This is a genomic window from Streptomyces macrosporus, assembly GCF_039533145.1.
GTDB lineage: Bacteria > Actinomycetota > Actinomycetes > Streptomycetales > Streptomycetaceae > Streptomyces > Streptomyces macrosporus.
Map to the genome: position 1 here is coordinate 48,004 of NZ_BAAASZ010000031.1, position 24,130 is coordinate 72,133.

19 protein-coding genes and 1 tRNA gene are annotated in these 24,130 nt (G+C 73.4%); 8 read left to right on the top strand and 12 right to left on the bottom strand.

Annotated features, from left to right (window positions below; all coding sequences use genetic code 11):
* Positions 1-100: 100 nt before the first annotated feature.
* Positions 101-1,600: a peptide MFS transporter gene (locus ABD335_RS22165; RefSeq protein WP_344326339.1), complete on the top strand. Its 1,500-nt coding sequence runs from the start codon at positions 101-103 to the stop codon at positions 1,598-1,600.
* Positions 1,601-1,848: 248 nt separating this feature from the next.
* On the opposite strand, the gene ABD335_RS22170 is transcribed toward ABD335_RS22165, so the two are convergent.
* The gene (locus tag ABD335_RS22170; RefSeq protein ID WP_344326340.1) at positions 1,849-2,364 is read right to left on the bottom strand and encodes an ATP-binding protein; all 516 of its coding nucleotides are present in this window, start codon (positions 2,362-2,364) and stop codon (positions 1,849-1,851) included.
* Between the two features lie 186 nt (positions 2,365-2,550).
* Entirely contained in the window at positions 2,551-2,934 is a 384-nt protein-coding gene (locus ABD335_RS22175) for an STAS domain-containing protein (RefSeq protein ID WP_344326343.1), read from the bottom strand.
* Positions 2,935-3,181: 247 nt separating this feature from the next.
* Here ABD335_RS22175 and ABD335_RS22180 point away from each other — a divergent pair, with 247 nt between their 5' ends.
* On the top strand, positions 3,182-4,108 hold the full coding sequence (locus ABD335_RS22180; RefSeq protein ID WP_344326345.1) for an RNA polymerase sigma factor SigF: 927 nt from the start codon (positions 3,182-3,184) through the stop codon (positions 4,106-4,108).
* Positions 4,109-4,225: 117 nt separating this feature from the next.
* On the opposite strand, the gene hutI is transcribed toward ABD335_RS22180, so the two are convergent.
* Genes hutI through hutU form a run of 4 tightly spaced genes read right to left on the bottom strand, consistent with a single transcriptional unit; the run spans position 4,226 to position 9,781 of the window.
* A complete protein-coding gene (gene hutI, locus ABD335_RS22185) occupies positions 4,226-5,440 on the bottom strand; it encodes an imidazolonepropionase (RefSeq protein ID WP_344326347.1) in 1,215 nt (404 codons plus the stop codon).
* Positions 5,440-6,837, bottom strand: coding sequence for a formimidoylglutamate deiminase (locus ABD335_RS22190; RefSeq protein ID WP_344326349.1), 1,398 nt, complete (start codon positions 6,835-6,837; stop codon positions 5,440-5,442). The genes hutI and ABD335_RS22190 overlap by 1 nt, the downstream gene beginning before the upstream one ends.
* Positions 6,828-8,018, bottom strand: a complete 1,191-nt coding sequence (locus ABD335_RS22195; RefSeq protein ID WP_344326859.1) for an allantoate amidohydrolase — start codon at positions 8,016-8,018, stop codon at positions 6,828-6,830. The genes ABD335_RS22190 and ABD335_RS22195 overlap by 10 nt, the downstream gene beginning before the upstream one ends.
* Before the next feature lie 56 nt (positions 8,019-8,074).
* Entirely contained in the window at positions 8,075-9,781 is a 1,707-nt protein-coding gene (hutU, locus tag ABD335_RS22200) for a urocanate hydratase (protein WP_344326352.1), read from the bottom strand.
* A 133-nt stretch (positions 9,782-9,914) separates the two neighbouring features.
* Here hutU and ABD335_RS22205 point away from each other — a divergent pair, with 133 nt between their 5' ends.
* On the top strand, positions 9,915-11,333 hold the full coding sequence (locus ABD335_RS22205) for a type III PLP-dependent enzyme domain-containing protein (protein WP_344326860.1): 1,419 nt from the start codon (positions 9,915-9,917) through the stop codon (positions 11,331-11,333).
* On the opposite strand, the gene ABD335_RS22210 is transcribed toward ABD335_RS22205, so the two are convergent.
* The 3 genes from ABD335_RS22210 to ABD335_RS22220 all read right to left on the bottom strand — a co-directional run bounded on the left by ABD335_RS22210 (position 11,314) and on the right by ABD335_RS22220 (position 14,739).
* Positions 11,314-11,937, bottom strand: coding sequence for a hypothetical protein (locus ABD335_RS22210; protein ID WP_344326354.1), 624 nt, complete (start codon positions 11,935-11,937; stop codon positions 11,314-11,316). The genes ABD335_RS22205 and ABD335_RS22210 overlap by 20 nt on opposite strands.
* Before the next feature lie 158 nt (positions 11,938-12,095).
* Positions 12,096-12,944: a MurR/RpiR family transcriptional regulator gene (locus ABD335_RS22215; RefSeq protein WP_344326356.1), complete on the bottom strand. Its 849-nt coding sequence runs from the start codon at positions 12,942-12,944 to the stop codon at positions 12,096-12,098.
* A 382-nt stretch (positions 12,945-13,326) separates the two neighbouring features.
* Positions 13,327-14,739 (bottom strand): cystathionine beta-synthase, encoded by a 1,413-nt coding sequence (locus ABD335_RS22220; protein ID WP_344326358.1) that lies wholly within the window; start codon positions 14,737-14,739, stop codon positions 13,327-13,329.
* Positions 14,740-14,942: 203 nt separating this feature from the next.
* On the opposite strand from ABD335_RS22220, the gene ABD335_RS22225 reads away from it, so the two are divergent.
* The 3 genes from ABD335_RS22225 (at position 14,943) to ABD335_RS22235 (ending at position 18,601) form a co-directional block, all read left to right on the top strand.
* Positions 14,943-15,992 (top strand): SGNH/GDSL hydrolase family protein, encoded by a 1,050-nt coding sequence (locus ABD335_RS22225; protein ID WP_344326361.1) that lies wholly within the window; start codon positions 14,943-14,945, stop codon positions 15,990-15,992.
* A gap of 160 nt (positions 15,993-16,152) precedes the next feature.
* On the top strand, positions 16,153-17,373 hold the full coding sequence (locus tag ABD335_RS22230; RefSeq protein ID WP_344326363.1) for an acetyl-CoA C-acetyltransferase: 1,221 nt from the start codon (positions 16,153-16,155) through the stop codon (positions 17,371-17,373).
* 250 nt (positions 17,374-17,623) lie between these two features.
* On the top strand, positions 17,624-18,601 hold the full coding sequence (locus ABD335_RS22235; protein ID WP_344326365.1) for a hypothetical protein: 978 nt from the start codon (positions 17,624-17,626) through the stop codon (positions 18,599-18,601).
* On the opposite strand, the gene ABD335_RS22240 is transcribed toward ABD335_RS22235, so the two are convergent.
* The 3 genes from ABD335_RS22240 to ABD335_RS22250 all read right to left on the bottom strand — a co-directional run bounded on the left by ABD335_RS22240 (position 18,585) and on the right by ABD335_RS22250 (position 20,301).
* Entirely contained in the window at positions 18,585-18,947 is a 363-nt protein-coding gene (locus ABD335_RS22240; protein WP_344326367.1) for a hypothetical protein, read from the bottom strand. The two genes, ABD335_RS22235 and ABD335_RS22240, sit on opposite strands and share 17 nt — an antisense overlap.
* Positions 18,948-19,212: 265 nt before the next feature.
* Complete coding sequence (locus tag ABD335_RS22245; protein WP_344326369.1) at positions 19,213-20,064, bottom strand: Bax inhibitor-1/YccA family protein; 852 nt, start codon at positions 20,062-20,064, stop codon at positions 19,213-19,215.
* A 155-nt stretch (positions 20,065-20,219) separates the two neighbouring features.
* A tRNA-Leu gene (locus tag ABD335_RS22250) sits at positions 20,220-20,301 on the bottom strand.
* Between the two features lie 375 nt (positions 20,302-20,676).
* On the opposite strand from ABD335_RS22250, the gene ABD335_RS22255 reads away from it, so the two are divergent.
* Together ABD335_RS22255 and ABD335_RS22260 are read left to right on the top strand one after the other, a co-directional pair.
* Positions 20,677-21,468 (top strand): ABC transporter ATP-binding protein, encoded by a 792-nt coding sequence (locus tag ABD335_RS22255; RefSeq protein ID WP_344326372.1) that lies wholly within the window; start codon positions 20,677-20,679, stop codon positions 21,466-21,468.
* 72 nt (positions 21,469-21,540) lie between these two features.
* The gene (locus tag ABD335_RS22260; RefSeq protein ID WP_344326374.1) at positions 21,541-24,093 is read left to right on the top strand and encodes an ABC transporter permease; all 2,553 of its coding nucleotides are present in this window, start codon (positions 21,541-21,543) and stop codon (positions 24,091-24,093) included.
* Positions 24,094-24,130 lie beyond the last annotated feature (37 nt).

Genomic DNA, 24,130 nt, shown 5'->3' on the forward strand with positions numbered 1-24,130 from the left:
GACGCGCGAGGGGTGGGGGCGCGGGACCGGGGCCGACCAACCGCCTCGGGCGCGTGTGCACCACATCGCACGCGTCCCGACCGAGCAAGGAACCACCACCATGGCGTCCAGTCTGACGAAGGACTCCGTCGGTCCGTCCGACAAGACCTTCTTCGGCCACCCCCGCGGTCTGGCCACACTCTTCATGACGGAGATGTGGGAGCGCTTCTCCTGGTACGGAATGCGCGCCATCCTCGTCCTCTACCTGATCGCGGGCGTCCTCGACGGTCCGCTCGCCGACCGTGAGGCCCTCGCCGCGGCGATCTACGGCGTCTACAACGCCGTCGTGTACATGGCCGCCATGCCCGGCGGCTGGGTGGCCGACCGACTCTGGGGGGCCCGCAAGGCCGTCCTGGTGGGCGGCATCATCATCGCGGCGGGCCACTACACGCTGGCGATCCCGTCCGACGTGGCGTTCTTCATCGGCCTGGCCCTGATCGCCGTCGGCACCGGCCTGCTCAAGCCGAACATCTCGGCCATGGTCGGCGGCCTCTACGAGGGGCAGCCCAGCGCCCGCCGCGACGCCGGCTTCACCATCTTCTACATGTCGATCAACATCGGCGGCCTGTTCGCGCCGCTGGTGGTCGGCTACCTCGGCGAGAACGTCAACTGGCACCTGGGCTTCGCCGCCGCCGGCATCGGCATGACCCTGGCCGTCGTCCAGTACGTCCTGGGCGGTCGGCACCTCGGCGACGTCGGCCGGCACCCCGGCACCCCGGCCTCGCCGGAGGAGAAGCGCTCCGTGCTGCGCAAGGCCGCGCTGTGGACCGGCCTGGCCGTCGCCGCGCTGCTGGTGGACCTGGCCCTGGGCACCTACGACATCGAGCACGTGGTGAACTTCCTGGCCGTCCTCGGCGTCGTCGTGCCGATCCTGTACTTCGTCTCGATGTACCGGAACCCGGAGCTGACCGGCGAGGACCGGCCGCGCGTCAAGGCGTTCGTGTGGTTCTTCGTCACCGCCGTGCTGTTCTGGATGATCTACGACCAGTCCGGCTCGCTGCTGACGATCTTCGCGGACAACGACACCGACCGCATGATCGGCGGCTGGGAGTTCCCGGCCTCCTGGTTCCAGTCGGTCAACCCGTTCATGATCATCGTCCTGGCGCCGCTCTTCGCGAGCCTGTGGGTCTGGCTGGCCAAGCGCAACCGCGAGCCCAGCGCCCCGATGAAGTTCTCGCTGGCCATGCTGCTCATCGGCGGTTCCTTCGGCCTGATGGGCCTGGCGGGCGCCGCGGCGGCGAACAGCGAGACCGGCAAGGTCACCGTCTTCTGGCTGCTGGGCGTGTACCTGCTCCAGACGATCGGCGAGCTGTGCCTGTCGCCGGTGGGCCTGTCCCTGTCGACCAAGCTGGCCCCGAAGCAGTTCGTCGGCCAGATCATGGGCCTGTGGTTCCTCGCCACCGCCACCGGCAACGCCCTCAACGGCTGGGCCACCCAGCTCAACGAGCCGATGGGCGACGCGGCCTACTACACGATGTGGGGCGTCATCGCCGTGGTCGCGGGCTTCGCCTTCATGACCGCCGGGAAGCACATCCGCGCCCTGATGGGCGGCGTGCGGTAGCACCCGCGGGGGCGCCGCCCGCGGGGCCTTTCGCCCTGTCCGGCCCCGCGGGCGAGCCGGAAACGAGTCGGGCCCCGGTCCCGTGACGGGACCGGGGCCCGACTCGTTTCCGGCTCGTTCCCGGTTCGGCCTCCGCGCGGGCGCCGGACCGCCTCGACGGCCCCGCCGTCTCCCCTGGACACGACTGCGCCGAGCCCCTGGCGGGACCCGGCGGTGAGGATCGTGGACGCTCCGGTGGCGAGGGCGGCTCAGTCGGCGTCCGGCCCGGCCAGTTCCGCCCAGACCGTCTTCCCGGGCGTTCCGTCGGGGTTGCGGACCACGCCCCAGTCCAGGCAGAGACGCTGGACGATGAACATCCCGTGGCCGCCGGGACGTCCGGGCCGGTGCGGGGTGCGGGGCGAGGGAAGGCCCGTGCCCCGGTCGGCGACCTCGATCCGCAGCAGCTTGGGGCCGAAGCCTATCCGCACCTCCTCGGGACCGTCCGCGTGCAGGCAGGCGTTCGTCACCAGTTCGGAGACGACGAGCAGGGCGTCCTCGGCGGCGGCGCGCTGTTCGGCGGTGGCCGCGGGCAGCCAGCCCCAGTCGTGCAGGGCCTGACGGGTGAAGTCACGGGCGCGCGGCACGGCGCCACTGGCCCCCATGAGTCGCAGCCTTCGAACCTGGCGCATCTCGCGCACCTGACCGACCGGTGCGGCTGCGGTCGCGGCCGTGCCCTCCGGCTCCGGGCCGCGATCGCCCGCCGGTTGCGGTCGGGTGGTGCTCATCAGTGCTTCACCTCACCGATTGACCAATTCGTCGGTTCTCGCTCGATCTGCGGACAACTGCTTCGGAGGCATTTCAGGACTCTCCTGCCCGGCCGCGCCGCGAGAACACCACTGGATTCCGGTGGAACCGTGTTCTCCGTGTAACGCTCCGGTCACGCCACCGGGGCGCGGACGGAAGGGAAGCCCCTAGGACTGTGCCGTTTCCTTCAGGGCGTCGGCCAGGGTTTCGTGCAGGGCGAACACACCGTCGGCACCTGTGATCTCGAACACACGCGCCACGACCGGTCGCATTCCGGCCAGGTGGATCCCGCCGCCGGCGGCCTCGGCCTTCAGCCTGGCGCCCAGGAGGACGTTGAGACCGGTGGAGTCGCAGAACTCCAGTCGCGAGCAGTCCACGACGACCAGCTTGCAGCCGTCCTCGAGCGCGCCCTCCAGCGGTTCGCGCAGCAGATCGGCGGTGTGGTGGTCGAGTTCGCCGTCCGGCGTCACCACCAGACTCGCGCCATGGCGCTCCACGTCGACCGTCAGCCGGCCCCGGTGGCTGGTGCTGCCGGGCATCCCGCGGTCCATGCACACCCCTTCACTTTCGTCGAGTGGCCGATCACTGCCGTCAGAAGATGGACGTTCGAACCCTACGCCTTTACCGCCGCAACCGGTAGCCGCACAACCAGCACATTGGGTCATATTCGGACAACCACCACTTGCCATGTTCCCGTGGGAGCAGGTAGGCGTAGGAGAAACCCCGAAAACACGTCGGCTTTGGAGGCGCCGCACCCCGTAGTGCAGGAACGGCTTCGGCAGCCATATGCCGAGAACGATGGAGGACACCATGTCACCCCGGCTCGACGAATCGCCCACCGCGTCGTCGATCGTCTCGCCCGAACACACCGGGAGCGGGCTTCCGGAGGTGAGCCCGGAACAGGCCGAGCGCCTTTCCGACCGGCTCCGGCTCCCCGACATCCCGCCGTACGACGAGGTGGGGCCGCTGGATGCGCGAGCCCTGTCCAAGACCCTCTTCGAGCGTCTGGCGACGCTGCAGGAGGGCACGCACGAGTACGCGTACGTCCGCAACACCCTCGTCGAGCTCAATCTCGCCCTGGTGAAGTTCGCCGCCGCCCGGTTCCGCTCCCGCAGCGAACCCATGGAGGACATCGTCCAGGTCGGCACCATCGGGCTGATCAAGGCGATCGACCGCTTCGAGATCGGACGCGGGGTCGAGTTCCCGACCTTCGCGATGCCGACGATCGTCGGAGAGATCAAGCGCTTCTTCCGCGACACCTCCTGGTCCGTGCGCGTCCCGCGCCGCCTCCAGGAGCTCCGCCTGGACCTGGCCAAGGCCGGCGACGAGCTCGCGCAGCAGCTCGACCGCTCCCCCACCGTCGGCGAACTCGCCGACCGGCTGGGCATCTCCCGGGACGAGGTGATCGAGGGGATGGCGGCCAGCAACGCCTACACCGCCAGCTCGCTCGACGCCCAGCCCGAGGAGGACGAGACGGAGGGCGCCCTCGCGGACCGCATCGGCTACGAGGACCACGGGCTGGAGGGCATCGAGTACGTGGAGTCCCTCAAGCCGCTGATCGCCGAGCTCTCGCCGCGCGACCGCAGAATCCTCTCCCTGCGCTTCGTGGCGAACATGACCCAGTCCGAGATCGGCGAGGAACTGGGGATCTCCCAGATGCATGTCTCCCGTCTGCTCTCGCGGACGCTGGGCAAACTCCGCAAGGGGTTGCTGGTCGAGGAGTGATCCCCGCCGGCGCCCCGCGCACCGACCCATCGGGCCGCCCCGGCACCTGCCGGGGCGGCCCGGGCCGTTCCCGGGCCGCCCCCGCGGTCGGACCGCGGGACCGGACCATGAGAAAAGTCACAGCACGCGCGTGCCGCGCTGCCAGACGGCCGCCACCAGCGGGACGCCGGGCCGGTAGGCCAGATGGACGTGCGAGGGGGCGTCCAGGAGCACGAGGTCGGCGCGCGCGCCGGGCGTCACGCGCCCGATGTCGATGCGGCGCAGGGCGGCGGCACCGCCCGCGGTGGCGGCCCAGACGGCCTCGTCGGGCGTCATCCCCAGCTCCCGGACGGCGAGGGCCACGCAGAAGGGCATGGAACTGGTGTACGACGAGCCCGGGTTGCAGTCGGTGGACAGCGCGACGGTGACGCCCGCGTCCAGCAGGCGGCGCGCGTCGGGGTAGGGCGCGCGGGTGGAGAAGTCGCAGCCGGGCAGCAGGGTGGCGACCGTGCGGCTGTTCGCCAGGGCGTCGACGTCGGCGTCGGTCAGGTGGGTGCAGTGGTCGGCGGAGGCCGCGTCGAGTTCGACGGCGAGCCGGACGCCGGGGCCGGGGCCGAGCTGGCCCGCGTGGACGCGCGGGACGAGTCCGCGGGCCATCCCGGCGGTGAGGATCGCGCGGGCCTGGTCGCCGTCGAAGGCGCCCCGCTCGCAGAAGACGTCCACCCAGCGGGCGTGCAGGGCGCAGGCGTCCAGCATCGGGCCGGTGACGAGGTCGACGTAGCCGGCCGGGTCGTCGGCGTACTCGGGCGGGACGACGTGGGCGCCGAGGTAGGTGACCTCGTCCACGTGCTCCTCGGCGATCCGCAGCGCGCGGGCCTCGTCCTCGACGGTGAGGCCGTAGCCCGACTTGGTCTCCAGGGTGGTGGTGCCCTGGCGCAGCGCCTCGCGGACGTGGCGGACGAGGTTCGCGGCGAGCCGCTCGTCCGGGGCGGCGCGAGTGGCCTCGACGGTGGTGCGGATGCCGCCCGCGGTGTAGGGGCGGCCGGACATGCGGGCGGCGAACTCCTCGCCGCGGTCGCCGGCGAAGAGCAGGTGGGAGTGGGAGTCGACGAAGCCGGGCAGCAGCGTCCGGCCGCCCGCGTCGACGCGGTTGTCGGCGGCGGGCGCCCGGTCCGCCGCGCCGACCCAGGCGACGCGGTCGCCGGCGATGACGACGGCCGCGTCCCGGACCAGTCCGAGGAGGCCGTCCTCGGCGTCCTCGACGGCGTCGTGGTCGTTGGTGACCAGGGTGGCGATGTTGGTGACCAGGGTGCTGGTGGCGGCGGCGAGGGGGGCGGTCGTGGTGGTGGTCATCAGCGGGCTGCTCCTTGCTGGATGGCGTCCGCCAGGGCCGCGGGGACGTCCGGCACGCTCTGGTGTACTCCGTCGCGCACCACATGGCGACCGCCGACGACCGTGTGGCGTACGTCGGCGGCGGTCGCCGCGAACACGGCGGACTGGGCCGCCAGCCGGGGCGGGGGGCCCGCGGTGCGCACCGAGTCCAGGGCGATCGTGGTGAAGTCGGCGAGCCGACCGGCCTCCAGCCGCCCGGCCTCGGGCCAGCCCAGGGCGGCGTGGCCGGACTCTCCCGCGAAGCGCAGCAGTTGGGCGGCGGTCCAGTGGCCGCGGGCGCGGCTGCGCAGCCGCTCGTCCAACTCCAGGGCGCGGGCCTCCTCCAGCAGGTCGATCACGGCGTGGCTGTCGCTGCCCAGGCACAGCGGCGAGCCGACGTGCATCAGGTCGACGGCCGGGCCGATGCCGTCGGCGAGGTCGCGTTCGGTGGTGGGGCACACGCACACCCGGGTGCGGGTCTCGCCGAGGAGGGCGATGTCGGTGTCGGTGAGGTGGGTGGCGTGGACGGCGGTGGTGTCGGGGCCCAGCACGCCGTGGTCGGCCAGGAGCCGGGCGGGGGTGCGGCCGTGGACGGCCAGGCAGGCGTCGTTCTCGGCGGGCTGCTCGGAGAGGTGGACGTGCAGGGGCGCGCCCCGCTCCCGGGCCCACTCGGCGACGGTGCCCATCTCGGCGGCGGGCACGGCCCGCACGGAGTGGATCGCCGCGCCGACCCGGACGTGGTCCGCCTTCGCCGCCTCCAGGGCGGAGGCCCGCTCGGCCCAGGCGGTGGCGTCGCCGTCGCTGAAGCGGAGCTGGTGGCGGTCGGGGGCCTTGCCGCGGCGCGCGCTGAGGATGCCGGAGGCCAGGTAGCAGGTGTCCAGGAGGGTGATGCGGATGCCGGCCTCGCCGGCGGCCGCGATCAGGGCGTGCCCCATGGCGTTGGGGTCGTCGTAGGGCACGCCGCCGGGGGCGTGGTGGAGGTAGTGGAACTCGCCCACGCAGGTGATGCCGGCCAGCGCCATCTCGGCGTACGTGGCCCGGGCCAGGGCGAAGTAGCTCTCGGGGGTGAGGCGGTCGGCGACGGAGTACATCACCCGGCGCCAGGTCCAGAACGTCCCGGAGCCGATCTGGACGGTGCCGCGCAGGGCGCGGTGGAAGGCGTGGGAGTGGGCGTTGGCCAGTCCGGGCACGGTCAGGCCGCGCAGCGGCTCGGCCCCGGGCGGCGGGACGGGCACCCCGGTGCGGACGGCGGCGATCCGGCCGCCGGCCGTCTCGATCACCGCGCCCGGCTCGACGGTGCCGCCGATCCAGGCGTGTTCGGCCCAGTACACGGCCCCGGGCGGCGCGGGGGCCGTCGGGTGCGTCGGGGTCACCGGCATGCCAGGTCCTCCAGTACGTCGGCGAGTGCCCGCACTCCGGCGGCGCAGTCGTCCTCCTCGGCGAACTCGGCGGGCGAGTGCGAGACGCCGGTGGGGTTGCGCACGTAGAGCATGGCGGTGGGGACGGCGGTGGACAGGATGCCCGCGTCGTGGCCCGCCCCGGTGGGCAGGACGGGCGCGCCGCCGAGCAGGCGGGCCAGACGGTCGCGCAGGTCGTGGGCGAACTCCACGACGGGGGTGAAGGACTCGCGGGTGACCGTGACGCGCACCCCGTCGCGCGTCCCGCGTTCGACGGCCGCGCGCTCGATCTCGGCGACCACGGCGGCGAGGGTCTCCTCGTCGGGGGCGCGGGAGTCGAGCCAGCCGCGGACCAGGGAGGCGATGGCGTTGACGCCGCCCGGTTCGACGGCGACCTTGCCGAAGGTGGCCAGCGCCCCGGCCAGCCGGGCCTTCTTCCGGGCGGCCAGCACGGTGTTGGCGTAGGTCAGCATCGGGTCGCGGCGGTCCTCCAGGCGGGTGGTCCCGGCGTGGTTGGCCTCGCCGTGGAAGTCGAACCGCCACCGGCCGTGCGGCCAGATCGCGGAGGCGACGCCCACCGGGTGGTCGCCGGGGGCGACGGCGAGGTTGCGGCCCTGCTCGATGTGGAGTTCGACGAACGCGCCGACGCGGGCGAGCCGTTCGGGGTCGGCGCCGATGGCGTCGGGGTCGTGTCCGGCGCGCTCCATGGCCCGGGGCAGGCTGGTGCCCTCGGCGTCCCGCAGTGCGCGGGCCCGCTCCGCGGTGAGCCCGCCGGTGGTCAGCCGGGAGCCGACGCAGGCGAGGCCGAAGCGGGCGCCCTCCTCGTCGACGAAGTTGACGACGGCCAGCGGGCGGGTGGGACGCGCGTCCCGCTCGTGGAGGTCGTCGAGGGCGGCGAAGGCCGAGACCACGCCGAGGGGGCCGTCGAAGGCGCCGCCGTCGGGCACGGAGTCCAGGTGGGAGCCGGTCACCACGGCGTCCCCGGCGGCCCCGTCGCCGAGCCAGGCCCACTGGTTGCCGTTGCGGTCCACCTCGTACGCCAGGCCGCGCGCGACGGCCTGTTCCCGGAACCAGGCGCGGCACTCGGCGTCCGCGTCGGTCCAGGCGTGGCGCCGGTAGCCCCCGCCGGGGGACCGTCCGATGGGCAGCAGGTCCCGCCACATCGCGTGGAAGGAGGCGCCCCGCCGCCACGGCGCGGGGGCGGAGGCCGGTGCGGGGGTCACGCGGCGCTCCCGTCCCCGCCCGTCCCGTCCCCGCCCGGCCCGTCCTCGCGCATGGGGACGCGGACGCCGCGCTCGGCGGCGACCTCCTCGGCGCGTTCGTATCCGGCGTCGACGTGGCGGATGACGCCCGTGCCCGGGTCGTTGACGAGCACCCGGCGGATCTTCTCGGCGGCCAGCGGCGTGCCGTCGGCGACGGTGACCTGGCCGGCGTGGATCGAGCGACCCATGCCGACGCCGCCGCCGTGGTGGATGGAGACCCAGGAGGCGCCGGAGGCCACGTTCACCATGGCGTTGAGCAGCGGCCAGTCGGCGATGGCGTCGGAGCCGTCGAGCATGGCCTCGGTCTCGCGGTAGGGGGAGGCCACCGAGCCGCAGTCCAGGTGGTCGCGGCCGATGACGATCGGGGCGGCCAGCTCGCCGGAGGCCACCATGTCGTTGAAGCGCTCCCCCGCCTTGTCCCGCTCTCCGTAGCCGAGCCAGCAGATGCGGGCGGGCAGGCCCTGGAACCGCACGCGCTCCCCGGCCAGCCGGATCCAGCGGGCCAGGGACTCGTTCTCGGGGAAGAGGTCGAGGACGGCGCGGTCGGTGGCCGCGATGTCCTTCGGGTCGCCGGACAGCGCGGCCCACCGGAAGGGGCCCTTGCCCTCGCAGAACAGCGGTCGGATGTAGGCGGGCACGAAGCCGGGGAAGGCGAAGGCCCGCTCGTACCCGGCGAGCCTCGCCTCGCCGCGGATGGAGTTGCCGTAGTCGAAGACCTCGGCGCCGGCGTCCATGAAGCCGACCATGGCCTCCACGTGACGGGCCATCGACTCCCGCGCCCGCGCGGTGAAGTCGGCGGGCTTCTCGGCCGCGTAGGAGGCCATGTCCGCGAAGTCGACGCCCAGCGGCAGGTAGCTCAGCGGGTCGTGGGCGGAGGTCTGGTCGGTGACGATGTCGACGGGCGCGCCCATCTCCAGCAGGCGGGGCACCACGTCGGCGGCGTTGCCCAGCACGCCGATCGACAGCGGACGACGGGCGTCGCGGGCCTCGGTGGCGAGGGTCAGGGCGTGGTCGAGGGAGTCGGCGCGCACGTCGAGGTAGCGGTGTTCGATGCGGCGCTCGATGGCGCGCGGATCGCAGTCGACGCAGAGCGCGACGCCGCCGTTCATGGTGACCGCGAGCGGCTGGGCGCCGCCCATGCCGCCGAGTCCGGCGGTGAGGGTGATCGTCCCGGTCAGGGAGCCGCCGAAGCGCTTGGCGGCGACGGCGGCGAAGGTCTCGTAGGTGCCCTGGAGGATGCCCTGGGTGCCGATGTAGATCCAGGACCCGGCCGTCATCTGGCCGTACATGGTGAGCCCGAGGGCCTCCAGGCGACGGAACTCCTCCCAGGTGGCCCAGTCGCCCACCAGGTTGGAGTTGGCGATGAGCACGCGCGGCGCCCACTCGTGGGTGGTGAGGACGCCGACGGGCCGGCCGGACTGGACGAGCATGGTCTCGTCCGGCCCGAGGGTGGTCAGGGTGCGGACCATGGCGTCGAAGGAGCGCCAGTCGCGCGCCGCCTTGCCGGTGCCGCCGTAGACGACGAGCTTCTCGGGATGCTCGGCGACCTCGGGGTCGAGGTTGTTCCGGAGCATCCGCAGGGCGGCCTCCTGCTGCCAGCCCCGGGCGGTCAGCGTGGTGCCGCGCGGTGCCCGCACGGGTCGCGGCCCCGACGGTTCGTTCATGGCCCCTGCCCTCCGTTTGAATTGGTCACTACAGACACTCTAGGCAGTGAATACTTCTAGTCAACAGGTGGTGTCGTCCGCGCGTCACGGGCATGTTTGTCTTGTTCTCATTGCTTCCACGCACCACGCCACCCTGTCCGCCGGTTCCCCCGACGCCGCCGGGGCCGTCTCCCGCCGCCGGCTCGCCGTCCGGGCGGCGGTGGAACGGGGCCTGCTCTCCGACGAGCGTCCGGTCGTCGCCCTGCTGGACGTGGCGTCCGTCCGGGAGGCGGCCGCCTCCCTCCACGCCGCCTTCGCCGAGGTGACCGCTCCCGGCCGGCCCGTGCTCCACGCCTTCGCCGTCAAGGCGTCCTCCCTGGTCCCGGTGGTGCGGCTGCCGGCCGACTGCGGCCTGGGCTGCGAGGTCGCCGGCCCCGGCGAGCTGGCCCTGGCGCGGGCCGCCGGGGTGGGCCCGGAGCGCATCGTGCTGGACTCGCCCGCCAAGACGGAGGGCGAGCTGCGCGAGGCGCTGGAGCTGGGCATCGCCCTCGACGCCGACAACCGCCAGGAGCCGGAGCGGCTGGACGTCCTGATGGCCCCCGGCGCCCTCCCCTCCCCCTCCGCCTCACCGATCGGCCTGCGGGTCAACCCGCAGCTCGGCGGCGGCAGCATCGGCGCGATGAGCACCGCGACCGCCACCTCGAAGTTCGGCTTCGCGCTGCGGGACGAGGGGGCGCGCGAGTTCGTCGTGCGCGCCTGTGTGGAGCGGCCCTGGATCACCCGGCTGCACTGCCACGTCGGCTCCCAGGGGATGTCCCTGGAGACGATGGCGGCGGGGGTGGCGGCCACCTACGAGCCGGCCGAGGAGATCAACCGGGCCGCCGGGGAGCGGCGGATCGACACCCTGGACATCGGCGGCGGCCTCCCGGTCGACTTCGACTCCGACGAGATCACCCCGACCTTCGCCGAGTACGCCCGGCTGCTGCGGGACACCGTCCCCGGCCTCTTCGACGGGCGCTACGGGCCGGTCACCGAGTTCGGGCGGTCGCTGCCGGCCACGTGCGGGCTGATCCTGGCCCGCGTGGAGTACGCCAAGAGCGCCGGGGGCCGTCCCATAGCGGTCACCCACGCGGGCGCCCAGGTGGCCGTGCGGACGGTCTTCGCGCCCGAGGCGTGGCCGCTGCGGGTGGCGGCCTACGACGGTCGGGGGCGTCCCAAGGAGGGCCCCGGGGTCGTCCAGGACGTCGCCGGCCCCTGCTGCTTCGCCGGCGACCTCGTCGCCCGGGGCCGGGAACTGCCCGCGCTGGAGGCGGGCGACCTGGTGGCGCTGCTGGACCCGGGGGCGTACTGCTTCTCCACCCCGTTCGACTACAACAGCCTGCCCCGGCCGGGCGTGTACGGCTTCACCGTCGACGCGGCGAGCGGGGACGGCGAGGCCGAGGGCGGCGCCGACGCCGGCGGCCGTGCGGACGGCGTGCGCTTCGCCACCGTACGGCCGCCGCAGACCCTGGACGACATCGTCGCCGCCTCCGGCGGGGATCAGCGCGACGCGCTCACCGCGCCGCGGCCGTGACCTTGGCCCGGGGGCGGCGCTCCCGGGCGGCCGCCGCCGAGGGACGGCGGCGCGCACCGCCCGGCGCGGCGTCCCCGGCCAGCGGGCCGGTGGTCGCCCAGCCGCGCACCCGCTTGCCGGCCGGGCTGCCTCCGTCCGCCCACTCCGGGCGCACCCACAGCAGCTTCTCGTTCCCGCGCTCCCAGGAGCCCAGCCACACCGCCTTGGCCCGCAGGCCGAGGCCGACGCCGGCCAGCAGCATGCCGCCCGCGGCGGGCAGGGCCGCGGAGGAGGCCACGGCCGCCAGGAAGGCGGCGGTCAGCCACCAGCGGCGCTTCCGCAGCCAGGCGCGGACGGTGACCGCGCGGTCGTGCAGCACCACCCACTTGCCCGCCGTGGACGCGCCCTTCACCAGCGTCGAACAGCGGCGGCGACGCACCAGGAAGGCGGCGAAGGCGGCGACGACGAGGAGCGCGGCACCGGCCAGCACCCCGATCCGCCGCCCGGTCAGGCCGGGCATCGCCAGCCCGACCGCGGCGGCCGCCAGGCCGGTCCACCACAGGGCGACGCCCGCCGTCCGCACGTACACCGTCACTCTCGCCAGCGCATAGGCCCCGCGCCCCACGACATCCTCCTCGTCTCTCGGTGTTCCGCTCCGTTCACCCGCGTGCCGTCATGGCCTTCCGGTAGGGGAAAGCGTAGTGAGAAAGGATGAGATTCTTCTGAGAAGCCGACAAGTGCCCGCGCACGGCCCTTCCCCGACGCCTCGCCGACCCGCTCGGGTCACTCGACGAACAGCCCCCGCTCGGCGGCGCGCGCGTCGAACTCCTCCAACCGGGCCTGCGCGTCGGGCAGCTCGTCGCACATCGCCTCCAGCAGCACCCGTCCCAGCATCATGGGCGCGCAGACGGTGTCGAAGGACAGCGCGGTGCCGACGGCGGCGGGCAGCAGCAGGTCCCCGGGGCGGGCGACGGGGGCGAAGGCGCTGTCGGCGACGGTGACCACCCGCAGACCGGCTTCCCGCGCGTGGTCCAGCGCGGTCGCCACCTCGCGCGGGTGGCGCGGCAGGGCGAAGCACAGCAGCGCGCTCGCCCCGGCCCGCACGGCCGCGTCGAGGCGGTCGGCCAGCATCGAGCCGCCCTCGTCCAGCAGCCGCACGTCGGGGTGGACCTTGGCCGCGAAGTACGCGAAGCCGCGCGCCTGGGCGGCGGCGGCCCGCAGCCCCAGGACGGGCAGGGGGCGGGAGGCGGCCAGCAGACGTCCGGCCTCGACGACGGGCGCGGGGTCGGCGAGCTGTCCGGCGAGCCGCCGCAGGTTCTCGATCTCGGCGTACACGGCCTGCTGGTAGGCGTTGCGGGTGTGCCGCCCGTCCTCGCCGTCCTCCGCCTCCGGCCGGTCCTCGCGCAGGTACCTGCGCAGCGCCGGATAGCCGTCGAAGCCGAGCGCGACGGCGAACCGGGTCACCGAGGGCTGGCTCACCCCGGCCAGTTCCGCCAGCTCGACGCTGGAGAGGAACGGCGCGTCCTCGGCGCGGCGGACCATGCAGTGGGCGATCCGCCGCTGGGTCGGGGTCAGCCGGTGCCCCTCGAACAGCTTCAGCAACCGCGCGCCGGCACCGCTCACCGCGCCCACCCGTACTCGTCCGCCCGCATCGGTCTGCCCCTCTTCAGCGCTCCCCGCTCCGCATGACTCTATTCAGTATCGGTACGCGGCGGTGCTGCCGGCACGGCGGGCCGTCCGGGCGTCCGACGGCCGGGAGGGCCGTTCCCCGTCCCGCCCGCGGTGCCCGTGGAGAGGGATCGCGCGGGGACCGCCGCACCCCGGTGCGCGCACCGAGGGCGGGACGACGGCGGTCCCCGCGCGACGCGGGATCGGGTTCCGATCCCGCGTCCAGGGCGCCTGAAGGAGGTCCGGGAGCCGCTCCGGAGTTCCTGGCGCCGACGTGTTCAACAGTGCCCCATCGGTGTTAACCCCGTTTTGCGGAGCCGTGACGCCCGGGTACTGCTTCGGCACGTCACTGCTTCGTCGTGTTTGCCGTGCCGCCCGCTCCCCGGGCCAGGAACGCCAGCAGGTCCTGACGGCTGACCACTCCGGTCGGCTTGCCCTCGACCAGCACGATCGCCGCGTCGGCCCGCTCCAGCACCGGCATCAGGTCGGCCACCGGCTCGCCCGAGCCGACCTGCGGCAGCGGCGCGCTCATGTGCTTGTCGAGCGGGTCCTCCAGCCTGGCGCGCTGCGTGAACAGGGCGTCCAGCAGCTCGCGCTCGACGATCGAGCCGACGACCTCCGCCGCCATCACGTCCGGGTGCCCGGCGCCGGGCTTGACCACGGGCATCTGCGAGACGCCGTACTCGCGCAGCACCTCGATGGCCTCGCCGACCGTCTCGTCGGGGTGCATGTGGACCAGGGACGGCATCGCGCCCTCCTTGTGGCGCAGCACGTCGCCCACGCGCGCCTGCGTGGGCTCGCCCTCCTCCAGGAAGCCGTAGTCGGCCATCCACTCGTCGTTGAAGATCTTCGAGAGGTAGCCGCGCCCGCCGTCCGGCAGCAGGACGACGACCACGTCGTCCGGCCCGAGGCGCTCGGCCACGCGCAGCGCCGCGACCACCGCCATGCCGCAGGAGCCGCCGACCAGCAGCCCCTCCTCGCGGGCCAGCCGGCGCGTCATCTGGAAGGAGTCCTTGTCGGAGACGGCGACGATCTCGTCCGTCACCCCGCGGTCGTAGGCGTCCGGCCAGAAGTCCTCGCCGACGCCCTCGACCAGGTACGGCCGCCCGGAGCCGCCCGAGTACACCGACCCCTCCGGGTCGGCGCCGATCACCTTGACCTTCCCGCCGGAGACCTCCTTCAGGTAGCGGCCGGTGCCGCTGATCGTGCCGCCGGTGCCGATGCCCGCCACGAAGTGGGTGATCCGCCCGTCCGTCTGCTTCCACAGCTCGGGGCCGGTGGTCTCGTAGTGGGAGCGCGGGTTGTTCGGGTTGCTGTACTGGTCGGGCTTCCAGGCGCCCGGCGTCTCGCGCACGAGCCGGTCGGAGACGTTGTAGTAGGAGTCGGGGTGCTCCGGGTCGACCGCGGTGGGGCAGACCACGACCTCCGCGCCGTACGCGCGCAGCACGTTGATCTTGTCCGTGGACACCTTGTCCGGGCAGACGAAGATGCAGCGGTACCCCTTCTGCTGGGCGACGATCGCCAGCCCGACCCCGGTGTTGCCGGAGGTGGGCTCGACGATGACACCACCCGGTTTCAGCGCGCCGGAGCGCTCGGCCGCCTCGATCATCCGGACCGCGATCCTGTCCTTCACCGAGCCGCCGGGGTTGAAGTACTCGACCTTCGCCAGGACGGTGGCCTGGATCCCCGCCGTCACGTTGTTCAGCTTGACCAGCGGGGTGTTGCCGACAAGCTCGATCATCGACTCGTGATACTGCACCTGAGTTCTCCGCAATCGGGGGCAGTCGCCGTCGCCTGCCCGTAGGGCCAGCCTAGGGGGCGTCCGGGTTCCGTTGACGCGCGTTGCACGGCGGACCGCAGTGGGCAACACACCGGTAGCGACGTGTGGTGACGCGCGTGGGGCGCGCGGACGCACGGGGTGGCCGGGCCGCGGGACGCGGCGGAGCGGAGGCGGAGGATCCCATGTCGAGAGCGAGAGTGGCGCGCAGGATCGCGACCGCCGCGGCGTACGGCGGCGGGGGCGTGGGGTTGCTCGGCGGGGCCGCCGTCGGTCTGCTGCTGACCGAGGTGCGGCTGGCGAGACGGCGGGTGGGCGAGTCGGACGCCGTGCCCCCGTCGGCGGACGGACTGTACGGCGCGGCCCTGGCACACCGGGGCCCCGGCGCGCAGCAGGCGCCGCTGCGGCTGGCGCTGCTGGGCGACTCCACGGCCGCCGGGCTGGGGGTGCGCCGGGTGGGGCAGACGCCGGGCGCGCTGCTCGCCTCGGGACTGGCGGCGGTGGCGGAGCGCCCGGTGCGGCTGCGCAACGTGGCGGTGCCCGGCGCGCGCTCGGACGACCTGGACCGCCAGGTGACGGAGGTGCTGCCGGGCGGCGACGGGGACGGGTCCGGCGGAGCGCCGGACGTGTGCGTGATCATGGTCGGCGCGAACGACGTCACCCACCGGATGCCGCCCGCCCGCTCGGTGCGGCTGCTGTCGGAGGCGGTGGCGCGGCTGCGGACGGCCGGGTGCGAGGTCGTGGTGGGCACCTGCCCGGACCTGGGCACGATCGAGCCGGTCGCCCAGCCGCTGCGCTGGATCGCCCGCCGGATGAGCCGGCGGCTCGCGGCGGCCCAGACGATCGCGGTGGTGGAGCTGGGCGGCCGGACGGTCTCGCTGGGCGACCTGCTGGGCCCGGAGTTCGAGGCGAACCCCCGGGAGCTGTTCGGCCCGGACCAGTACCACCCCTCGGCCGAGGGGTACGCCACCGCGGCCATGGCGTTCCTGCCCACGCTCTGCGCCGCCCTGGGCCTGTGGCCGGAGGACGAGCGGCCCGACGTCGGTCGCCGCGAGGGCATCCTGCCGGTCGACCGGGCGGCCGTGGCGGCGGCCGAGGAGGCCGGTACGGAGGTGGCGGCGGTCCGCGGTCCCTGGGCGCTGCTGAAGCACCGCCGCCGGCGGCGGCTGCCGGAGGCGGAGGAAGCCCTTCCGGCGCCTCCTCAGGGCGCCGGGGCGCCTCCTCCGGCACCCTGAGGGAACCCGCGACGCCCGGTGCGGGCGGTGCGCCCACCCCCCACTGAGCAAGCGCTTAGAAAAGAGGCCCGGATCACACGTGGCGGGTCGTGACCACCGTCTTACGTATGGGTAGGTTCCCAACCATCCACACCCTCCGCCCTCGTTCCCTGGAGCCGTGATGCCCGAAGCAGTGATCGTCTCTGCCGCCCGTTCGCCGATCGGACGCGCCTTCAAGGGCTCGCTCAAAGACATGCGGCCGGACGATCTGACCGCCGAGATCGTCAAGGCCGCGCTCGCCAAGGTGCCGCAGCTGGACCCGACCGAGATCGACGACCTGATGCTCGGCTGCGGCCTGCCCGGCGGCGAGCAGGGACACAACCTCGGCCGGGTCGTCGCCGTGCAGTTGGGGATGGACCACCTGCCCGGCTGCACCATCACCCGCTACTGCTCGTCCTCGCTCCAGACCACCCGCATGGCGATGCACGCCATCAAGGCGGGCGAGGGCGACGTGTTCATCTCGGCCGGTGTGGAGACGGTCTCCCGGTCGGTCAAGGGCACCTCCGACGGCCTGCCCGACACCCACAACCCGATCTTCGCCGACGCCGAGGCCCGCACCGCCGCCCGCGCCGAGAAGGGCGGCGAGGGCTGGCACGACCCGCGCGAGGACGGGCAGCTTCCCGACGTCTACATCGCCATGGGGCAGACCGCGGAGAACCTGGCCCGCCTCAAGGGCGTCACCCGCCAGGAGATGGACGAGTTCGGCGTGCGCTCGCAGAACCTCGCCGAGAAGGCCATCGCCGACGGCTTCTGGCAGCGCGAGATCACCCCGATCACCCTGCCGGACGGCACGGTGGTCGCCAAGGACGACGGTCCGCGCCCGGGCGTGACCATGGAGGGCGTGCAGGCGCTCAAGCCGGTCTTCCGCCCCGACGGCCTGGTGACCGCGGGCAACTGCTGCCCGCTCAACGACGGCGCCGCCGCCCTGGTGATCATGTCCGACACCAAGGCCCGCGAGCTGGGCATCACCCCGCTGGCCCGGATCGTCTCCACCGGCGTCTCCGCGCTGTCGCCCGAGATCATGGGCTACGGCCCGGTCGAGGCGTCGCAGCGGGCCCTGAAGCTGGCCGGCATGACCATCGACGACATCGACCTGGTGGAGATCAACGAGGCGTTCGCCGCCCAGGTGATCCCCTCCTACCGGGACCTGGGCATCGACCTGGACAAGCTCAACGTCAACGGCGGCGCCATCGCCGTCGGCCACCCCTTCGGGATGACCGGCGCCCGGATCACCACCACGCTGATCAACTCGCTCCAGTGGCACGACAAGCAGTTCGGTCTGGAGACGATGTGCGTCGGCGGCGGCCAGGGCATGGCCATGGTCATCGAGCGGCTGAGCTGACCCGCCGCGCTCCGGCGTGATCCGGCCCACTGCCGGTGCGCCGGTGAGACCCCGGTGATACCGAAGCGCCCCCAGGATGTGACCTATCTCCTGGGGGCGCGGCGTTCTCCCTGCTCACAGGCGTGCCGGCCCCCCGGACGGCACCGCCGAGAGGCCCTTTCGACGGCTCCGGGCACCGCCGCCGGCAGGAGATTCCCGGCGGGCTGCGGTAGGAATTCAAAAGATCGGAATTCCAACCGGGAGTACCTCAGTGAGCGCCATATCCATCCTCCTGCTGCTGGCCGCCGGCGTCGCCACGGCGGTGGGCGGCGCGGCCCTGTACGCCGTGCGCGGTCTGCGCCGCGAACTCTCCGGCCTGCGCGCCCAGCTCGCCTCGGCGGAGGCGCACGGCGCCCCGGCGCGTCCCACGGTGCCCCCGGCGCGCACGTCCCCGGACATCGAGGACATCCGGTCCGCCGTCGCCGAGGCCCTCGCCGAGGAGCGCGAGCGCGAACTGGCCGAGGCCCGCGCGTTCTGGGCCGCCCAGGAGGCGCGCGACGCCCGCGCCGACGGCACCCTGCTGGAGGGACGCGGCATCGAGTACGAGGGGACCGGCCTCGACGCCGCCATGCTCGACGCGCTGCTGGAACACGCCCTGGGCGGCGCGCACGAGGGCGAGGTGTTCGTGCCCCGCCAACTCGACCGGGAGGGCGTCGAGCCCGGCCTGAACGCCTCGCGGCCCGCCGGCCCCGCCGCCGGGGCCCGTCCCGGGGAGACGGAGACCGAGCCGGAGACCGGGGCGGAGACGGAGGCCGACGCCGAGGGGGCCGACGGGGAGGCCGACCCCGCCGGACTGGCCGCCGCCCGGCGCCGCCACCCCTCCAACCCCGGCTACGGCCTGGACGGCGAGCCCGTCGAGGCCCCGACCGAGCACGCCCCCGCCGGTCCCGACACCGCCGAGGCCACCCACCGGCGCCTGGCCGAGCTGGCCGACAGCCGTACGCCGCTGACCGACGTGCGGTCCGGTCCGCTGGGCACGCTGGACGTCTACGTCTTCGCCGACGGCACCACCGTCTGCATGGCACCGGGCCACCGCGAGCCCGCCGAACGGCTCACCGCCGCGCTGCGCGCGGGCGTCGCGCCGGTGTTGCTGGGGGGCTCGGGCGTCTTCGGCTCCTACACCCTGACCTTCGCCTGCGGCGCGGAGAACGTCTACGTCCTGGCGGACCGGGTCATCGCCTCGCTCTGAGCGCCCTGCTCTCGGCGGCCTCCACCAGCGCCGCGGCCTCGGCCAGCTCGGCCCCGGCGTCGAACCCGACGCCCGGTCCGGTCCCGGCGCCGGCGGCCGCGCGCAGCGCCTCCGCCAGGTCGTGCCCCGCCACGGCGAGTTGGTCGCCGACGGCGAAGACCCCCGCGTCGGGCAGCTCGCGGGGGGCGCGTCCGGGGAACTCCACGCGCTGGGCGCGCCGGGCCAACTCCCTGGCCAGCGCCAGTCCCTCGGCGGCGGCGCCGCGTGTCAGGGCGCTCTGCGGCAGGGCGCGCAGACGGTCGGCGAAGCGGTCCACGGCGGTGAGCAGAGGGGTCACGTCGAGCACGGCGCAACCCTATGCGCCGCGCGCGGACCGTCGCCAACGGGCGGCCCCGGCCCTTCGGCACGGCGTGGCGCGGAGGACGTGCGGCGGGCGTCCGGAGGCGCCGGTGTCCCGGCTCGCCTCCCGTGGGGAAACCCCATCGAACCCGCTCTCCGGCACCCCGCCGCCCCCACGGGACGGGGCGGAGGACGCGAAGGGGCCCGCGAGGCGTGACGCCTCGCGGGCCCCGGACCGTTCGGGCGACCGGGCCGGGCCCGACCGCCCCCGGTCAGTCGTTGCTCTGCAGGATGGACACCAGCCGCAGGAGCTCCAGGTAGATCCACACCAGGGTCATGGTCAGACCGAAGGCGGCCAGCCAGGACTCCTCGCGGGGAGCGCCGTAGGCGATGCCGTCCTCGACCTGCTTGAAGTCCATGGCGAGGAAGGCGGCACCGAGCACGACGCCGATGATGCCGAACAGGATGCCCAGGCCGCCGCTGCGGAAGCCCAGACCGTCACCGCCGGCGAAGACCGCGAACAGCAGGTTCACGGCGGTCAGCAGCAGGAAGCCGATCGCGGCCGCCATCACGTAGCGGTAGAAGCGCCGCGTGACGCGGATGATGCGGGCCTTGTACATGATCAGCACACCGGCGAAGACCGCCATGGTGCCCATCACCGCCTGCATCGCCGCGCCGCCGGCGATGCGGCTGTCGACGTAGTTGCTGAGCGCTCCGAGGAACAGGCCCTCGAACGCCGCGTAGCCCAGGATCAGCGCCGGGGACGCGGTGCGCTTGAAGGACTGCACGAGGCCGAGGACGAACGCGACCAGCATCGCGCCGAGGGCGAGGCCGAGCGACATGTCCGTGAACCAGGCGACCGCCGCCATGACGACGACCAGACCCAGCGTCATGGCCGTCCGGGTCACGACGTCGTCCATCGTCATCCGGCCGGCGGCCGGCGGGGCCATCGGCGGGACGCCCTGGGGCGCGCCGGCGGTCTGAGGCTGGGCGTAGGGGTTGGTCGCGTACGGGTTCGCGGCGTACGGGTTCCCGGCCTGCGGCTGCTGCGTGGCGTTGAAACCGGCGTAGCCGTTGTCTCGGCTGAATCCCCGTCGCGAGAAGACCGGGTTGCTGCTCCTCATCTCACTCCTCCATGGCCGCACCGCGCGGCCCTTCCTCAAGAGTAATGCTTTAGCAAAGACCGCACGGTAGTGCACTGGGACGAACGTTGGAAGGAGTCGCGGTGTTCCTGGTACCCGGCTTGGCGCGGGAGAAGTCCCGCGGGAGGAGTCCGGTGTGCCCGGAGCCGGATTCGAACCGGCACGGCCTGTAGGCCAACGAGGTTTAAGCTCGTCGTGTCTGCATTCCACCATCCGGGCACCGGCTCATGGACCGTACGAATGGCTACGGCCCTCCCCTGGACGCTCAACGAGCCTATCCATGACGCCTGCCCGGACAACGGTGCCGTGGCCCGAAGTTGTCTGATTTTATTGGCAACTGATGACGCATCAGCGGCACACGCCCCTCTTCGAAGCAGGACGCATATCCCCGCCGCGGCTCCAGGAATGACGGAAAGTCGCTGCCCAACCACGTGTCGGCATCAGGGTCGGTCTCCTTCCCAGGGATGACCCCGCCCCCCCGGCCCTCCCCCTGAAGGCGCCCTCCGAGACCGGAGCCGGGACTGATGTGGCCGGCCGATTTCGCACGGACGATGGAGGGGACCCGTCAAGCCGTTGTGACAGGAGCCACTTTCCGTGACCACCAGCACCCACTCCGACGCCCTCTCCGCAGCGTCCGCCCCCTCCGGCGTCGCGGCCGCCCGCGCCCGGGACCTGACCAAGGTCTACGGTCAGGGCGAGACGCGGGTGGTCGCCCTGGACTCCGTCTCCGTGGAATTCCGGCAGGGACAGTTCACCGCGATCATGGGCCCGTCGGGCTCGGGCAAGTCCACGCTGATGCACTGCATGGCCGGCCTGGACTCGATCTCCTCCGGCTCCGCCTGGATCGGCGGCACCGAGCTGTCCTCCCTGAAGGAGAAGAAGCTCACCCGACTGCGCCGCGACAAGATCGGCTTCATCTTCCAGGCGTTCAACCTGCTGCCGACGCTGAACGCGCTGGAGAACATCACGCTCCCCCTGGACATCGCCGGCCGCAAGCCCGACCAGGGCTGGCTGGAGAGGGTGGTGGAGACCGTCGGCCTGTCCGGGCGGCTGAAGCACCGGCCCAACCAGCTCTCCGGCGGCCAGCAGCAGCGGGTGGCGGTCGCCCGCGCGCTCGTCTCCAAGCCGGAGATCATCTTCGGTGACGAGCCGACCGGCAACCTCGACTCGCGCTCCGGCGCCGAGGTGCTGGGCTTCCTCCGCAACTCCGTGCGGGAGCTGGGCCAGACCGTGGTCATGGTGACCCACGACCCGGTGGCCGCCTCCTACGCCGACCGCGTCGTCTTCCTCGCCGACGGCCGGATCGTCGACGACATGGCCGGCCCCACCGCCGAGAGCGTCCTGGACCGCATGAAGGCGTTCGACGCCCGGGGCCGCACGAGCTGAGCCCCCGAGCGCCCGGTCCACCACACTCCGGCCACCGCGCCGTCCCTCACGACACCAGGATCACGACACCCCATGTTCCGTACCGCCCTGCGCAACGTGCTCGCGCACAAGGCCAGGCTGTTGATGACCACGCTCGCCGTCATGCTCGGCGTGGCGTTCGTCGCCGGCACCCTCGTCTTCACCTCCACCCTCTCCGACGCCTTCGCCAAGAGCTCCGCCAAGGGCTTCGAGGCCGTCGACGTCGCCATCCGGCCCGGCGGCCCCGACCGCTCGGGCGACGGCTCCGAGGGCGGCGACCTCCGAGGCCCCGCCGACCTCCCCCACGAGCTGCTGGAGCGGGTGCGGGAGGTGCCCGGCGTGGCCTCCACCACCGGCTCGGTCTCCGGCTTCGCCGCGCTCGCCGACAAGGACGGCAAGCTCGTCGGCGAGGGCTGGTCCACCCTGGGCGGCAACTACGACGCCGGCCCGAACGGAAAGGGCGAGGACCCGCGCTACGACCTGCGCGACGGCCGCGCCCCGCGGCGCGCCGGCGAGGTCGCGCTGGACTCGAAGACCGCCGAACGCACCGGCTACGAGGTCGGCGACACCGTACGGCTGTCCGTCAACGGCCCGGTGCGCGAGGAGAAGGTCACCGGCGTCTTCGACACCGACGACGGCGGCGTCGCCGCGGGCGGCACCCTGGTGCTGTTCGACACCGCCACCGCGCAGGAGCTGTTCTCCCAACCCGGCAGGTACAGCGAGATCGTCGTGACGGCCTCCGACGGCGTGAGCCAGCGGGAGCTGAAGGAGAACGTCGAGGAGATCCTGCCGAAGGAGACCGAGGCCGTCACCGGACAGCAGCTCGCCGACGACCAGGCGCGCATGATCGAGACGCAGATGGACGGCATGCGCACCGGCCTGCTCGTCTTCGCCGGGATCTCGCTGTTCGTGGGCGTCTTCATCATCGCCAACACCTTCACCATGCTGGTCGCCCAGCGCACCAAGGAGCTGGCGCTGCTGCGCGCGGTCGGCGCCAGTCGCCGCCAGGTGACGCGGTCGGTGCTGGTGGAGGCCGTGGTCGTCGGCACGGCCGCCGCGGTGATCGGCCTGCTGGCCGGCGTCGGGATCGGCGCCGGGCTGCGCTCGCTGATGGGCACCATGGGCGCCACCGTGCCGGACGGCCCGCTGGTGGTCACCCCCACCGCCGTCGCCGTCTCGCTGGTCGTCGGCATCGTCGTCACCGTGCTCGCGGCCTGGCTGCCGGCCCGGCGCGCCGCGAAGGTCCCGCCGGTGGCCGCGATGGGCAGCGTGCACGCCCCCGCCACCACCCGCGGCCTGGTCGTCCGCAACACCATCGGCGCGCTGCTGGCGGGTGCCGGCGCCGCGCTCGTCCTGACCGCCACCGGCATGGACGACGGCGAGGCGCCGATGGGCGCGGGCGCCGCGCTGCTGGTGATCGGCGTGTTCGTGCTGACCCCGCTGCTGTCGCGCCCGCTCATCGCCGCCGCCGCGCCCGTGCTGCGCGCGTTCGGCGTCTCGGGGAAGCTGGCGCGCCTGAACGCCGTGCGCAACCCGCGCCGTACCGCCGCCACCGCCGCCGCGCTGATGATCGGCCTCACCCTGATCACCGGGCTGACCGTGATAGCGGGCAGCGTCCAGAAGGGCATCGGGAAGCTGGCCACGGACTCGATCAAGGCCGACTACGTGGTCTCGATGGCCAACTACATGCCCCTGTCCGCGGAGATCGAGCGGACGCTGGCCGAGCAGGACGAGGTCACGGCCATCAGCCCGATGCGCAACTCCCCCTCCCGGATCGACGGGGAGTACGAGTACCTGACCGGCGTCGACGGCGCGGCCTTCGGGAAGCTGGTCGAACTCGACTTCACCCACGGCTCGTCCGCGGACCTGGGCGGCGAGAAGGTCGTCGTGGACCGCGAGACCGCGCAGGAGCACGGCTGGCGGGTCGGCTCGGACTTCGAGGTGACCTACGAGGACGGCGAGCGCGGCGAACTGACCGTCGCGGGCGTCTACGAGGGCAACGAGATGATCCGCGGCATCATGCTCGACACCGCCGTCCTGGACCCGCACCTGGAGCAGCTCACCAGCATGCAGGTGATGGTGAGGACCGAGGGCGGCCCGAGCGAGTCGGTGCAGTCCTCGCTGGAGGAGGCCCTCGGCGACAACCCGGCCGTCCTCGTCCAGGACAAGCAGGACGTCTCGGAGTCCATCGCCCGGATGATCACGCTGATGCTGAACATGCTCTACGCGCTGCTGGCCATGGCCGTGGTCGTCGCGGTGCTCGGGGTGGTCAACACCCTGGCCATGTCGGTCTTCGAGCGGTCGCAGGAGATCGGGATGCTGCGGGCCATCGGCCTGGACCGGCGCGGCACCAAGCGGATGGTCCGTCTGGAGTCCTTGGTGATCTCCCTGTTCGGCGGGGTGCTCGGCATCGGCCTGGGCGTCTTCTTCGGCTGGGCGGCCGGCGAGTTGATCTCCTCGTCGATGTCCACCTACGAGCTCGTGCTGCCGTGGACCCGGATCGGCGTCTTCCTCTCCCTCGCGGCGCTGGTGGGCGTGCTGGCCGCGCTGTGGCCCGCGCGGCGGGCCGTGCGGCTCGACATGCTGGAGGCCATCAAGACCGAGTGACGCGCGGGAGGCGCGCGGCGCGGGGCCCGGACCGGTG

What these genes read in the sequence shown, in the direction of transcription:
- ABD335_RS22165 (WP_344326339.1), top strand. Translation starts at nt 101, where the DNA reads ATGGCGTCCAGTCTGACGAAGGACTCCGTCGGTCCGTCCGACAAGACC.
- ABD335_RS22170 (WP_344326340.1), bottom strand. Translation starts at nt 2,364, where the DNA reads ATGAGCACCACCCGACCGCAACCGGCGGGCGATCGCGGCCCGGAGCCG.
- ABD335_RS22175 (WP_344326343.1), bottom strand. Translation starts at nt 2,934, where the DNA reads ATGGACCGCGGGATGCCCGGCAGCACCAGCCACCGGGGCCGGCTGACG.
- ABD335_RS22180 (WP_344326345.1), top strand. Translation starts at nt 3,182, where the DNA reads ATGGAGGACACCATGTCACCCCGGCTCGACGAATCGCCCACCGCGTCG.
- hutI (WP_344326347.1), bottom strand. Translation starts at nt 5,440, where the DNA reads ATGACCACCACCACGACCGCCCCCCTCGCCGCCGCCACCAGCACCCTG.
- ABD335_RS22190 (WP_344326349.1), bottom strand. Translation starts at nt 6,837, where the DNA reads ATGCCGGTGACCCCGACGCACCCGACGGCCCCCGCGCCGCCCGGGGCC.
- ABD335_RS22195 (WP_344326859.1), bottom strand. Translation starts at nt 8,018, where the DNA reads ATGTGGCGGGACCTGCTGCCCATCGGACGGTCCCCCGGCGGGGGCTAC.
- hutU (WP_344326352.1), bottom strand. Translation starts at nt 9,781, where the DNA reads ATGAACGAACCGTCGGGGCCGCGACCCGTGCGGGCACCGCGCGGCACC.
- ABD335_RS22225 (WP_344326361.1), top strand. Translation starts at nt 14,943, where the DNA reads ATGTCGAGAGCGAGAGTGGCGCGCAGGATCGCGACCGCCGCGGCGTAC.
- ABD335_RS22230 (WP_344326363.1), top strand. Translation starts at nt 16,153, where the DNA reads ATGCCCGAAGCAGTGATCGTCTCTGCCGCCCGTTCGCCGATCGGACGC.
- ABD335_RS22245 (WP_344326369.1), bottom strand. Translation starts at nt 20,064, where the DNA reads ATGAGGAGCAGCAACCCGGTCTTCTCGCGACGGGGATTCAGCCGAGAC.
- ABD335_RS22260 (WP_344326374.1), top strand. Translation starts at nt 21,541, where the DNA reads ATGTTCCGTACCGCCCTGCGCAACGTGCTCGCGCACAAGGCCAGGCTG.